Source organism: Nocardiopsis aegyptia (genome assembly GCF_013410755.1).
Classification (GTDB): Bacteria; Actinomycetota; Actinomycetes; order Streptosporangiales; family Streptosporangiaceae; genus Nocardiopsis; species Nocardiopsis aegyptia.
In genome coordinates, this window is the sequence record NZ_JACCFS010000001.1 from 5,471,789 (window position 1) to 5,484,499 (window position 12,711).

The window sequence follows — 12,711 nt, forward strand, 5'->3', positions numbered from 1 at the left end:
CGCACGCGCGACGGCCCCGGGGGAATCGCCCCCCGGGGCCGTCGTCGATCACACGCCTCACACGTCCCTGGTGGTGCTCACCGGCGCGGTGGGCTCCGAGGCGTTCGCCCCGACGCCTTCCCCCGCGCCTGCATCAGGGCCCTCCGCGGCGGAGCCGGACTCCACCGGCTCGGACTCCGCCGACTCGGACTCCACGGCCGGGTTGCCGCGGCCGCGCAGCAGCACCCACGCCTGGACCGCGGCCGCCAGCACGATCGCCACGGCGATCCCACTGGTCAGGTGCATGCCGCTGGTGAAGGCGCTCTGCGCGGCCGCGAGCAGGTCGGTCCCGGCGGATCCGCCCAGTCCGGCCGCCGCGTCGGCCGCGCCGCCCAGGGTCTCCCGGGCGGTGTCGGTCGCAGCCGCGGGCACGCCCTCGACCTCGGTCAGGTTCGCCCGGTAGTAGGCCGTCAGCACGCTGCCGAGGACCGCGACGCCCAGGGCGCCGCCGAGTTCGTAGGCGGTCTCGGAGATCGCCGAGGCGGCGCCGGCGCGCTGCGGCGGGGCGGCGCTCATGATCGCGCCGTTGGTCAGCGTCTCCGCGAACCCGGCCCCGGCCGCGATGAGCGCGAAGCCCACCGCCACGAGCACCACGCCCGTGGCGGGGTCGTCCGGGGACGTGAACACCAGCACGGCGAAGCCGGACGCCGTGACGACCAGGGCCGAACCGATGACCGCGGCCAGGCTCAGCCGCCGAGCCACCCGCACGGCCACGAAACTGGTCAGCACGGACAGGACCAGGCCCGGCACCAGGACGTATCCGGCGCGCATGGGCGACATGCCCAGGACCAGTTGCAGGTACTGCGTCAGGAAGAACAGCGACGACACCAGCGAGAACACGATCATCAGGTTCGTGGCGACCGCCACGCTGAACACGCGGGACCGGAACAGGTCCACGTCGATCAGCGGGTCGGCCAGCGTCGTCTGCCGCCGCACGAACACGTATCCCAGCGCCAGGCCCAGCACCAGCGCCGCGAGCGGGACCGGGGCCACGCCCTCGGTGGCCAGCTTCTTGACGCCGTACACGGCGGGCAGCATCGCGCCCAGCGACAGCGCCACGCTGGGCAGGTCCAGCCGGCCCGGCGCCGGGTTGCGCGACTCGCGCACCAGCAGCGGGACCAGGGCCAGGATCAGCGCCATCACCGGCAGGTTGATCAGGAAGACCGAGCCCCAGAAGAAGTGCTCCAGGAGCCAGCCGCCCAGGATCGGGCCGAGGGCGGCGCCGGCGGAGAAGCCGGACGCCCAGATGGCGATGGCCAGCAGCCGCTGGCGCGCGTCCAGGAACATGTTGCGCAGCAGGGACAGGGTGGAGGGCATCAGCGAGGCGCCCGCCACACCGAGCATGGCGCGGGCGATGATCAGGACCTCGGGCGTGGGCGCGAAGGCGGCCAGCAGCGAGGCCGCGCCGAAGGCGGCCGAGCCCACCATGAGCAGTCGTCGGCGGCCGACGCGGTCGCCGAGCGAGCCCATCGTGACCAGCAGCCCGGCCAGGACGAAGCCGTAGATGTCGATGATCCACAGCAGCTGGCCGGAGGTGGGCCGCAGTCCCTCGCTGAGTTCGGGGACGGCGAACCCGAGCACGGTCATGTCGACCGAGATTAGGACGACGGGAAGGACCAGGACGGCGAGCGCGGCCCACTCGCGCGGTCCGGCGAGGGCCGGTCCGGCGCCCTGGGCGCCGCGCGCGTTCGTGGTGCCGTGCCCGGCCTTGGCGGTACTCATCTTTCCTCGTTACGTGTCGCTGGTGGGGCGGCGCCCGGTTCCGGGCGCGCCGTCGGCCGGACCGGAGGCCGCGGGCTCCTGGCTCGGCGGGGACGGTGGCGGGAGCGTGGCGCAAGGTGCACCTCCGGCCAGTATGAACCGTCCAGACGGTACAGTACCGTCCAGCCGGTACAGTGTCAATCGTGAACGTTTCCACCACACGCGACCGCATCCTCGACGCGCTCCAGGACATCCTCATCGACGAGGGCCACTCCGGAGTGACCCTGGAGGCGGTGGCCCGCGCGGCCTCGGTCTCCAAGGGCGGTCTGCTCTATCACTTCCCGTCCAAGGCGGCCCTGATCACCGGTCTCATCGAGCGCCTCTCCGCCCTGGCCGAGGAGGAGTTCCGCGAGGCGGTGGAGAGCGGCGAGGGCGTCGTCCGCGTCTTCCTGCGCACCTCACTGCCCCGCAGCGCGGAGGAGCGCGAGCTGTACTGGTCGGTCATCGCCGCCCTGCGCAGCAAGGAGGACATGCCGGAGGAGGCCGCCGAACTCGTGCGGTACCTCTTCACCCGCTGGGGCGAGCTGCTGCACGAGGAGCTCACCGACCCCGTGCTGGCCGAGATCATCCTGCGCGCCGGGGACGGCTTGTACATGGCGGCCATCGCCGGACTTCCCCAGCCCGACCCCCAGCTCACCCAGGACGTCTTCGACCGCCTCGTCGAGGCCTCCGACAAGGTGCGCCGCCCCCGCTGACGCCCCGTGCGCGCCGCCGGTCCGGGTGTCGGTCCGCCCCGCGCGGCGGGGCGAGGTGTCCGCCCGTCCGCCCGGGGAAAGATCACGACCAGGAAACGGTACTCCCGCGGCCACGGGGCCGGCCACGGGTTTTCCGTGGCCCCGGAAGGGTCCTGGAAGCCCCGTGTGCAAGGGTCTTCGTCGTGTGCGGGCGGTCCCGGGAAGGTGACCATGTGGTGCTTTTCACGTGGTGGGGATCATGATTTACTTCCCAGTAACTTCTTGGTCGCCACGAGGGCCCGCGGTCGTCGGGTGCTCGCCCGACCGAAGGGGTGAAGTGTGCACTACCTCGAGGAGTAGGGCGTGCCGTGTCGACCAGGACTGAAGCTGTTCGCGAGACTGTTCCCACCTCGCTCGGGGACGTCGGCGGGGTGAGATCGCGCAGACGGGAAAGCGGGGGGCGGATGCACAGGCTCACCAACCAGGTACGGCCGTACGCCTGGGGTGCCCGCACGGCCATCCCGCGGCTGCTGGGCACCGAGCCGGACGGCACACCCCAGGCCGAGCTGTGGCTGGGCGCCCACCACGGCGCGCCGAGCACCGCGCACTGCGCGGACGGGCCGCTGCCGCTGCCCCGGCTGATCGCGGACGACCCCCACCGGGTCCTGGGGCGCAGCGCCGCCGAGCGCTACGGGTCACGGCTGCCCTTCCTGCTCAAGTACCTCGCCGCGGAGGCCCCGCTCTCGCTCCAGGTGCACCCGGACGCCGCCCGCGCCCGCGCCGGCTTCGACGCGGAGGAGCGCCGGGGGATCCCCGTGGACGCGGCGCACCGCAACTACCGCGACCCCCACCACAAGCCCGAACTCCTGCTCGCGCTGGAGCCGTTCGAGGCCCTGTGCGGATTCCGCGAGCCCGCCGCGGCCCAGGCCGACCTGCGCGGACTGACCTGTGAACTCGCGACCCGGCTCCGCGCCGGCCTGGCCCTGCCCGACACCCACGACGCCCTGCGCGCGGCTCTGACCCTGCTGCTCACCCTGCCCGACGACGACCGCGCCCGCCTGATCGGGGACTTCGTCGCGGAATGGTCCGCCGCCGGGCCGCGGGGCGCGCACACCGACATCGTCGTCGACCTCGCCGAGCGCTACCCCGGCGACCCCGGAGCGGTCGCGTCCCTGCTGCTGAACCGGATCACCCTGTGGCCGGGCCAGGCGCTGTACCTGCCCGCGGGCAACCTGCACGCCTACCTCCAGGGGACCGCGGTGGAGGTGATGGCCAGCTCTGACAACGTGTTGCGAGCGGGCCTGACCTGCAAGCACGTGGACGCCCCCGAGCTGCTGGACGTGGTGGACTTCGCGGTCCTGCCGATCCCCTACGCCCGGCCCGCGTTCCTGGACGGCCGACGGGAGTTCCGGCCCTCCGCCCCCGAGTTCGCGCTGCACGAGATCGGTCCGGGCCGCATCACCGCGCACCTGCCCGGCGAGGGGCCGTCCGTGGTGCTGGCCCTGCACGGCCAGGTGGAACTGGTCGCCGAGGTGGGGGAGGGGCTCGTCCTCCAGCGCGGGGAGTCGGTGTTCGTGCAGGCGGGGAGCGGCCCGATCAAGGTCGAGGGCCACGGGCACGTGGTCGCGGCCACGGTCGGGGAGCCCTAGGGCGTTCCCCGGCCTTTCCGCGCCGGAGCGCACGCGCACGCAGATAGCCTGGGCCCCTCTGTTCCCACAGCACTGACAAGGGGTTGCACCATGGCGCTCGAGCGTCCCGAGATCGACTTCATCGACGGCCCGCCGCCCGCCGACCTGGTCGTCACCGACGAGCAGATCGGCGAGGGCGAGCAGGCCGGCCACGGAAGCACGGTCGCATGCCACTACGTGGGTGTCGCCCACTCCTCCGGCGAGGAGTTCGACGCCAGCTGGAACCGCGGCGAGCCGCTGAGCTTCCGCCTGGGGGCCGGTCAGGTCATCCCGGGCTGGGAGCAGGGCGTCATGGGGATGCGCGTGGGCGGCCGGCGCAAGCTGGTCATCCCGCCGCACCTGGCCTACGGCGACCGCGGCGCCGGCGGCGTCATCAAGCCGGGCGAGACGCTGGTGTTCGTCGTCGACCTGGTCGGCGTCAGCTAGCACCCGAGTCGTGCGAGGCACCCGGGGGGGACCAGTCCACCTCGGGTGCCTTCGATCGCAGGAGGGCCCGTGCCGTGCTCCCACACACGGCACGGGCCCCTTCCTGCTCCCGCTCGCTACCCGAGGGTTGCGCCCACCGTCACGTGGCCCTTGAGCAGGTCGCGGGCGATCGTGCGGCGCTGGATCTCGTCGGTGCCCTCGAAGATGCGCAGCAGCCGCAGGTCCCGGTACCAGCGTTCGATCGGCAGCTCGCGGGTGTACCCCATGCCGCCGTGGATCTGCATCACCCGGTCGACGATCTCGTTGGCCTTCACACCGCCGAAGAGCTTGGCGATGGACTGCGCGTGCCGGGAGTCGCGGCCCTGCTCGACCTGCCAGGCGGCGTGCAGCACCAGCAGGCGCAGCGCCTCGATCTCCATCTGCGAGTCGGCGATCATCCACTGGATGGCCTGGCGGTCGGCGATCGGCGCGCCGAAGGTCTGCCGTGACTTGGCGTGCTCGATGGCCATGCCCAGCAGCCGCTCACAGCCGCCCAGCGCGCGGGCGGGCAGCAGGTAGCGGCCCTTGCCGATCCACTTCATCGCCAGCGTGAAGCCGTGGCCCTCCTCGCCGAGGATGTTGGCGTGCGGCACGCGGACGTCCTGGAAGACCAGCGACGCCGGGCGGCGCTCGCCCATCGTGTCGATCGGCTCGGAGGTCCAGCCCATGTCCCGGTCGACGAGGAAGCAGGTCACCCCGCCGTTGGCGCCCTTGTCCTGGTCGGTGACGGCGAAGACCATCGCGAAGTCGGCCTCCTCACCGCTGGTGATGAAGGTCTTCTCCCCGTTGATCACCCACTCGTCGCCGTCGCGGACCGCGCGGGTGCGGATCGCCTTGGCGTCGGAGCCGGCGCCCGGCTCGGTGATGGCGAAGCAGGATCTGCGCTCACCGGCGATGGTGGGCAGCAGGTAGCGCTCCTTCTGCTCCTCGTTGGCGTAGTAGAGGATGTTGTCGGCCTCGCCGCCGAACTTGAAGGTCAGGAAGGTGCGGCCGAGTTCGGTCTCGATGATGGCCGCGGTGATGGGGTCCAGTCCCATGCCGCCGTACTCCACGGGCGTCTCCACGCCCCAGAAGTCGGACTTGCGGGCCAGGGCCTGCAGGTTCCTGCGCTCCTCGCCGTTGAGCCCCGGGGGGTGCCCCTCCCGCTCGCGGCGCAGCACCTCGTTCTCCAGCGGCATCAGTTCCCGCTCCACGAAGGTCCGGACCCAGTCCCGGACGGCGCGCTGCTCTTCGCTCAATGAGAAATCGATCACGGCCTGCTCCCCAATAACCTAACACTGTTCGGTTACCTGAGCGTACGATGTCCACCGCCGCCGATGCAAGAGGGGGTCGGGTCCCGGTCGCTCTCTCGGGGGTCCGGCGCCGCTCCGTGCGTCGGCGGGACACGACCGAGGTGCCCCCGGACCGGACCGGCGTGCGATGATCAGCGCGGACGCCGGACAGGCCGGAGCGTCCACCACAGTGGAGAAGGGGATCCTTCCGTGGCCCGACCCAAGACGCCGATCCTGAGCAGGCCCGCCATCCGTCAGGCGGCACTGACCCTCATCGACCGGGACGGGCTCGAAGGCCTCTCCATGCGCAAACTCGCCCAGGAACTCGACGTGCAGGCGGCCTCGCTCTACAGCCACGTCCGGACCAAGGAGGAGCTGCTCACCGAGATCGCCGACGAGGTCACCACCCGCATCGACGTGTCCGGCTTCGACGACGGCGACTGGCGCGAGGGCCTGGCACGGTGGGCGCGCTCCTACCGCGACGCCCTCGCGGAGCACCCCAACCTGGTGCCGGTGATCGCCTCGGGTCCGGGGCGGCGGGAGGAGGCCCTGCGCCGGGCCGACATCGTGCACGGCGGTCTGGTCAACGCCGGATGGCCGCCCAAGTACGCCACGATGATCGGCGCCTCCACGAAGTACCTGGTGGTCGGAGCCGCCACCAACTCCTTCGCGCGCGGTTTCGACGACGACGTCCGCGTCTACCGCGACCGCTACCCGAACCTCTCCCAGGCCCACCGCCTGGCGGAGCACGCCACGGAGATCGACGACGCCAGCTTCGAGCTGGCGCTCTCCGCCTTCCTGGACGGGCTCACCCGCGTCTACGACGACGTCCGCGCCCACGGCTGATCCGCCCGGCCCCCGGACGGCGACCGCGAGGGCGGGTCGACCGGGTCCACCGCCGGGTCCACCGCTCGCGGGGGCCGCCCTACCCTGAGCGGGGGAGAGGGGGTGCCGGGTGCGGGAGACGCTGCCGCCGGGGGATCCGACGCCTGAGGAGGGCACGGGACGGCGCGGGCGCCGCGACGCCGTCGTGGACGCCCTGCTGATCGGCGCCTGCCTGCTGGTCTGGGCGGAGGCCGCGGTCGGGTACGGCATCGGGCTGCACGAACGCCCCGGCTGGCCGGGGTGGCGGGAGTGGCCCGACCTGCCCGCCTGGCTCGTGGGCCCCGACCTGGTGCTGGGACTCGTGGCCTGCCTGGCCCTGTGGTGGCGGCGCCGCCACCCCGTGGCGGTCGCCCTGGCGGTGGGGACGATCGCCGCGATCGCGATGTCCGCCGTGGGCGCGCTCGTCGTGTCGATGGTCGGCGTGGCGGCGTACCGGCCCTGGACCCACGCGCTGCCCCCGGTCGTGCTCACCGTCGTCCTCGGCGTGCCGTGGTCGCTCATGGTCCCCGCGACCACGGAGGAGCGCGTGGCCACCGTGGCGACGGCCACCCTGATCGTGGTGGCCTGCATGGGCTGGGGCGTGGCGGTCCGCGCCCGCCGACAGCTGGTCGAACGGCTGCGCGAGGACGTGCGCCGCCAGCGCCGCGAGCACGAGAGGCGGCTGGAGACCGCGCGTGCCGACGAGCGCGGGCGCATCGCCCGGGAGATGCACGACGTCGTCGCCCACCGGATGTCCCTGCTGTCCGTGCACGCCGGAGCCCTGGCCTACCGGACCGAACGCGCGGAGTCGGGGCGGGCGGCGCCGCTGGACCCGGCCGAGATCGGGGAGGCCGTGCGCGTGATCCGCGACAACGCCCACCTGGCGCTGGACGAGCTGGGCGACATCCTCCAGGTGCTGCGCTCGGGCGAGACCGCGCCGAGCGGGACCGACGACCACGCGGGCACGGCCGCGCCGCGGCCCGGCCTGGCCGGGGTCCGGCGCCTGGTGGAGGAGGCGGTCGCGGCCGGGCAGAGGGTGACGTGCGAGCTGGACCTGCCCGAGGACGCCGAACCGGCCGGACAGGTCGGACGCACGGCCTACCGCGTGGTCCAGGAGGGGCTGACCAACGCCCGCAAACACGCGCCGGGTGCCCGCGCGCACGTGGAGGTCGCGGGCGGTCCGGGGCGCGGACTGCAGGTGGCGGTGGTCAACGCGCTGCCGGCGAGGGTGGCCGACACCGCGATCCCCGGTGCGGGGGCCGGTCTGGCGGGACTGGCGGAGCGGGTCGGCCTGGACGGCGGACGCCTTCTGCACGGCCCGGCCGGTGGGCGCTTCCGGCTCGCGGCCGACCTGCCCTGGTCGGAGAGCGCCCCGGGCGAGCTCCGTTCCGGGATGGCAGAGTGGGGCCCGTGACCACTCCCGTTCGCGTTCTTCTCGTCGACGACGACCCGCTGGTCCGGTCCGGACTGCGGATGATGCTCAGCGGTGACGACGGCATCGCCGTGGTCGCCGAGGCCGGTGACGGCACCGAGGTGCCCGCCGCCGTGGCCGAGCACCGGCCCGATGTGGTGCTCATGGACGTGCGGATGCCGGGCCTGGACGGCATCGCGGCCACCCGGGAACTGCGGGCGGGGGAGGGGCCGCGGCCCCAGGTCCTGGTGCTGACCACGTTCGACGCCGACGCCACCGTGGTGCGGGCGCTGCGCGCGGGCGCGGCCGGCTACCTGCTCAAGCACACCGCCCCCGAACGGATCGTGGAGGCGGTGCACCGGGCGGGCGCGGGCGAGCCGGTGCTCTCGCCCAGCGTCGCGCGCGCCCTCATGGACCGCGTGGTCGGCCACGACCCGGTCGAACGCGAGGAGGCCCCCTCGCGGCGCGAACGCGCCAGGGCGCGGCTGGCCCTGCTCACCGACCGCGAGCGCGAGGTGGCCGAGGCCGTGACGGCGGGCCTGTCCAACGCCGAGATCGCCGCACGGCTGTACATGTCGATGGGGACGGTCAAGGCGCACGTGTCCAGCGCCCTGACCAGGCTGGACCTGTCCGGCCGGGTGCAGTTGGCGCTGCTCACCCACGACGCCCTCGCCCAGGACTGACGGTCCGCCGGGCGCGGTGGCGGTCAGCCCCCGGCGGCGGCGACCAGGGCGTCGGCGACGCGGTCGGCCTCCTCGCCCTCGGGCAGCGGCACCCCGGTGGCCAGTCGCGCCATGATGACGCCGCTGAGCAGGTCGGCGACCAGCAGCGCGCGGCCGGAGTCGGGGATCTCGCCGCGTGCCACGGCCCGCTCCAGGACCTCGGTCACCAGGTCCGACCGCCGGCCCAGCACCGAGCGCAGCAGCGTGCCGCCCTCCGAGCCCTGGTAGGCGGCGGCCAGGGCATGCCGGGCGAGGGGCTGGACGTCGTCCCGGCCGAACACGGAGTACACCCGGGCGACCGCCGTGCCCAGGTCGCCGCGCAGTGAACCGGTGTCGGGAACGTCGATGCGCTCGATGGTGACCTGTTCGGCCGCCGCGAGCACCAGGTCCTGCTTGGTGGCGTAGCGGCGGAACACCGAGGTGCGTCCGACCCCGGCCCGCGCCGCCACCTCGTCGAAGGTCAGGTCGAAGCCGCGCTCGGCCAGCAGTTCCACCGCCGCGGCGAGGATCGCCGCATCCACGGTCGGGTCGGGGCGTCGGCCCCCACGGCCGCCACTCATCACTCCACCCTCCAGGGGGTCTTGACAGTAGTTCTGGTACTCGTAGTATCGGTACTAAGGGTTCCGGAACTCATAGTACCGGAACTGGTCCCGGGACACACCCACCCCTGGAGTCGTCATGACCGTCATCGTCGTCGGAGCCGGACCCACCGGCCTCATGCTCGCCGGAGACCTCGCCGAGGCCGGGACCGAGGTCCGGATCCTGGAGCGGCGCGCCGAGGAGTCCAACCTCACCCGCGCCTTCGCCGTCCACGCCCGCACCCTGGAACAGCTCGACGCCCGCGGCCTGGCCGACGAGCTCGTGGACCAGGGCTTCCCCGTCAAGGGGGTGGACGTCACCTTCGGCGAACGCGGCCTCCACCTGAGCATGGACCACCCCGAGAGCCGCTTCCCCTACGTCCTCATGGTCCAGCAGGCCCGCACCGAGGCGCTCCTCCAGCGCCGGGTCGAGCGCCTGGGCGTGCCGATCGTCCGGGGCGCCGAGGTGACCGGCCTGGCCCAGGACGAGGACGGTGTCACCCTCACCGTGCGCACCGCCGAGGGCGAGCACACCGAGCGCGCCGCGTACGCGGTCGGCGCGGACGGGGCGCACAGCACCCTCCGCGGCCTGCTGGGCGTGCGGTTCAGCGGCCACAGCTACGACACCCACATCATCCTCGCCGACGTCAGGCTCCAGGACGAGCTGCCGCCCCGGGTCAACCCCTTCATCGGCCACGACGGGATCGCGCTCCTGCCGCCCTACGGCGACGGCTGGTTCCGGGCCACCATCTGGGACCGCACCCGCCAGGACGCCCCCCTGACCGAGCCCGTCACCTTCGACGAGGTCGCCGACTCCCTCCGCCGCCTCTCCGGCGGCCGGCTCCACCTCGCCGAGACGCGCTGGTCGACGCGGTTCCTCAGCGAGCGCCGCCAGGCCCGGCACTACCGCGTGGGCCGGGTGTTCCTGGCAGGGGACGCCGCCCACGTCCACTCGCCGATGGGCGCGATGGGCATGAGCACCGGGATCCAGGACGCGGCCAACCTGTCCTGGAAGCTCGCCGCCGCCGAGCGGGGCCTGGCCCCTGCCTGGCTCCTGGACTCCTACGAGTCCGAGCGCCACCCGGTGGGCCGGGCCACCCTGCGCCTGAGCGACATCCTCCTTCGCATGGCGGTGGCGCCGGCGGCCGTCCGCGCGGTCCGCTCCTACGTGGCGCCCGCCCTCATGGGCGTCGAGCGCGTCGCCCGCCGGGTCCGCCTGCTGATGTCGGGACTCGGCTACTCCTACACGCCGTCTGCCGCCGTCACGTCCTCGGACGCCACGGGTGAGCGCGTGGGGGACGTGCCCCTGACCGTCGACGGCACGGACACGCGCCTCTACGCGGAGATGGACGGCCTGCGCTTCCTGCTGGTGGACACCTCGCCGGACGGGGCCGCGGCCGACGCCGCCCGGCCCTGGGCCGACCGGGTCCGCGTCGTGCGCGCCCGGGGCGACCTGCCCGGTGGTGCGACCGCGCTGCTGGTGCGGCCCGACGGCTACGCCGCCTGGGACGCCCGGCCCGGCCAGGACGGCGTCGCCGGGCGGGTGCGCGAGGCACTCGCGCAGTGGGCCGGGCCGATGGGCGCCCGGACCTGAGCGGTCCCGCGCGGGCCGGCCACGGGGCGGTCCGGCGTGCGGGCCCGGAGCCGCCCCGCACCCGCGGAGCGCGGGGCACCGCCCAGTGATCGACCTCGACGACGACCGGCCGCCTCACACCCGCGCGGAGCGCAGCCGGAACGCGGTGGCCTGGGCGACCACCAGCCCGCACGTCGTCACCGCGTAGGCGCTCCACAGCACGGGCAGCCCGCCGAGCCGGGCCAACGGGAGCGCGGCCAGGGCCAGGAGCCCGTAACAGGCGGCGAACGCGTACATCGACGGCCGGGGGTGCTTGATCCCCAGGAGCCCCATTCCCGGCAGCACCTGCAAGGCGTCCGCCACGACCACCACGCACAGCACGGGCACCACGGCCGCGGCGGTGGCGCCCACCCGCGGGTCGGAGGTCAGCAGGCCCATCAGCGGCCCGGCGGCGGTCCAGAGCGCCGCCGCGCTCCCCGCCGCGACCGGGACCGCCACCGCGTACCCGGCCAGTACCGTCCGGCGCACCCCCGCCCGGTCGCGCCGCGCGGCGGCCTTGGCGGCGGCGGGGACGAGCGACTGCCCCACGGCCACCGCGGGCAGGAAGGCGAAGGTCGCCACCACCACGAGGAGTTGGTGCGCCGCCGCCTCCTGCGCGCTCACCCGGGCGACCGCCAGGGCCAGCACGCTCATCGCCCCGAACTTGATCACCAGCGTCGCGCCGCTGGGCAGGCCCACCCGGGCGATCCGCCACACGCCCGGCCACCCGGGCGGGCCCCAGCCGACACGGTGGCCCCGCAGCAGTGTGCGGCGGCGGGACGCGTACAGGCCCAGGACGAGCCCGACGGTGCCCTGGAACAGCATCGTGACGCCCGCGCCGGACAGGCCCAGCGCCGGAAGCGGGCCCGCGCCCAGGATCAGGGCGGGCGTGAGCGTGACCGTCAACGTCGTGGAGACCAGGCTCAGCGCCAGGACCGTGCGGGTGCGGCCGAGCCCGATGAGCACGGTGTCCGCGGACGAGCGCACCGACGCCACGGCCACGAACACGCCCATGAGCGCGGGGGAGGGGCCCAGCGCGGCCAGGGTGGGCGCGGCCACGCCCAGCGGCGGCGCCCACCAGGGGATCGAGGCGACCAGGGAGCCGCCGAGCACCCCCGCGCACAGCGCGAGCCAGGTGCCGTCGCGGACGACACGGGCGAGGGCGGCGGGATCGCGGTCGTTCTCGGCCACGAAGGGCATGGCGCCGCGCAGGGAGCCCTGCGCGACCATCAGCAACGGGTTGACGATCGAGATGATCAGGGCGTGGGCCGCCAGCTCGCGGGTGTCCGTGCGGCCGAGGACGGCCGCGGTGACCATGCCCCCCACCGTGGTGGCGAGCATGGACAGGTACAGGGGGAGCGCCCTGCCGGCGATCCGGCCGCTCTGCCGGGCGAGGGAGGGCCGGACCTCCGGGTCGCGCCGAAGGGCCTCCGGCGCCGTGGCGGGTGCGGATCGGACGTCGTTCAAGGGGTCGCCCCGGTCGCCGTGCGCGCCTTCGACCAGGACAAGCGGGACTCCTCGGTGTCGGGGGCCGATTCCGTGGGGCATGCTAGCGCACCGCTGCCGGGCGGCCGCGGGGGTGGTTGGTAGCGTCGGCGCCACAGGGTCGCGCGCACGCGCGCGGCC

General features: G+C 74.1%; 11 protein-coding genes. 7 read left to right on the forward strand and 4 right to left on the reverse strand.

Annotated elements, in window-relative coordinates; genetic code table 11:
• Positions 1-57: 57 nt before the first annotated feature.
• Positions 58-1,761, reverse strand: a complete 1,704-nt coding sequence (locus tag HNR10_RS24460; protein ID WP_179827380.1) for an MFS transporter — start codon at positions 1,759-1,761, stop codon at positions 58-60.
• 182 nt (positions 1,762-1,943) lie between these two features.
• On the opposite strand from HNR10_RS24460, the gene HNR10_RS24465 reads away from it, so the two are divergent.
• From HNR10_RS24465 to HNR10_RS24475, 3 genes are all read left to right on the forward strand, one after another.
• The gene (locus tag HNR10_RS24465) at positions 1,944-2,495 is read left to right on the forward strand and encodes a TetR/AcrR family transcriptional regulator (RefSeq protein ID WP_179827382.1); all 552 of its coding nucleotides are present in this window, start codon (positions 1,944-1,946) and stop codon (positions 2,493-2,495) included.
• 443 nt (positions 2,496-2,938) lie between these two features.
• A complete protein-coding gene (gene manA / locus HNR10_RS24470; RefSeq protein ID WP_179827383.1) occupies positions 2,939-4,123 on the forward strand; it encodes a mannose-6-phosphate isomerase, class I in 1,185 nt (394 codons plus the stop codon).
• A gap of 90 nt (positions 4,124-4,213) precedes the next feature.
• Positions 4,214-4,588 (forward strand): FKBP-type peptidyl-prolyl cis-trans isomerase, encoded by a 375-nt coding sequence (locus HNR10_RS24475; protein WP_179827385.1) that lies wholly within the window; start codon positions 4,214-4,216, stop codon positions 4,586-4,588.
• A gap of 116 nt (positions 4,589-4,704) precedes the next feature.
• On the opposite strand, the gene HNR10_RS24480 is transcribed toward HNR10_RS24475, so the two are convergent.
• Positions 4,705-5,880, reverse strand: coding sequence for an acyl-CoA dehydrogenase family protein (locus HNR10_RS24480; RefSeq protein ID WP_179827387.1), 1,176 nt, complete (start codon positions 5,878-5,880; stop codon positions 4,705-4,707).
• A 228-nt stretch (positions 5,881-6,108) separates the two neighbouring features.
• Between HNR10_RS24480 and HNR10_RS24485 the strand changes: the two genes are divergently transcribed.
• From HNR10_RS24485 to HNR10_RS24495, 3 genes are all read left to right on the forward strand, one after another.
• A complete protein-coding gene (locus HNR10_RS24485; RefSeq protein ID WP_179827389.1) occupies positions 6,109-6,744 on the forward strand; it encodes a TetR/AcrR family transcriptional regulator in 636 nt (211 codons plus the stop codon).
• Between the two features lie 109 nt (positions 6,745-6,853).
• Positions 6,854-8,176, forward strand: a complete 1,323-nt coding sequence (locus HNR10_RS24490; protein WP_312889406.1) for a sensor histidine kinase — start codon at positions 6,854-6,856, stop codon at positions 8,174-8,176.
• Positions 8,164-8,856 carry a response regulator gene (locus tag HNR10_RS24495; RefSeq protein ID WP_179827391.1) on the forward strand — a complete coding sequence of 231 codons (693 nt, stop codon included), beginning with the start codon at positions 8,164-8,166 and terminating at the stop codon, positions 8,854-8,856. Before HNR10_RS24490 ends, HNR10_RS24495 begins: the two co-directional genes overlap by 13 nt.
• Positions 8,857-8,879: 23 nt before the next feature.
• Here HNR10_RS24495 and HNR10_RS24500 read toward each other — a convergent pair whose 3' ends face one another.
• Positions 8,880-9,455: a TetR/AcrR family transcriptional regulator gene (locus HNR10_RS24500; RefSeq protein WP_179827393.1), complete on the reverse strand. Its 576-nt coding sequence runs from the start codon at positions 9,453-9,455 to the stop codon at positions 8,880-8,882.
• Positions 9,456-9,573: 118 nt separating this feature from the next.
• Here HNR10_RS24500 and HNR10_RS24505 point away from each other — a divergent pair, with 118 nt between their 5' ends.
• Complete coding sequence (locus HNR10_RS24505; protein ID WP_179827395.1) at positions 9,574-11,067, forward strand: FAD-dependent monooxygenase; 1,494 nt, start codon at positions 9,574-9,576, stop codon at positions 11,065-11,067.
• A 114-nt stretch (positions 11,068-11,181) separates the two neighbouring features.
• Here the strand turns inward: HNR10_RS24505 and HNR10_RS24510 are convergent, their stop codons facing one another.
• Entirely contained in the window at positions 11,182-12,552 is a 1,371-nt protein-coding gene (locus HNR10_RS24510) for an MATE family efflux transporter (protein ID WP_246406396.1), read from the reverse strand.
• Between the last annotated feature and the right edge of the window lie 159 nt (positions 12,553-12,711).

What these genes read in the sequence shown, in the direction of transcription:
- HNR10_RS24460 (WP_179827380.1), bottom strand. Translation starts at nt 1,761, where the DNA reads ATGAGTACCGCCAAGGCCGGGCACGGCACCACGAACGCGCGCGGCGCC.
- manA (WP_179827383.1), top strand. Translation starts at nt 2,939, where the DNA reads ATGCACAGGCTCACCAACCAGGTACGGCCGTACGCCTGGGGTGCCCGC.
- HNR10_RS24475 (WP_179827385.1), top strand. Translation starts at nt 4,214, where the DNA reads ATGGCGCTCGAGCGTCCCGAGATCGACTTCATCGACGGCCCGCCGCCC.
- HNR10_RS24500 (WP_179827393.1), bottom strand. Translation starts at nt 9,455, where the DNA reads ATGAGTGGCGGCCGTGGGGGCCGACGCCCCGACCCGACCGTGGATGCG.
- HNR10_RS24505 (WP_179827395.1), top strand. Translation starts at nt 9,574, where the DNA reads ATGACCGTCATCGTCGTCGGAGCCGGACCCACCGGCCTCATGCTCGCC.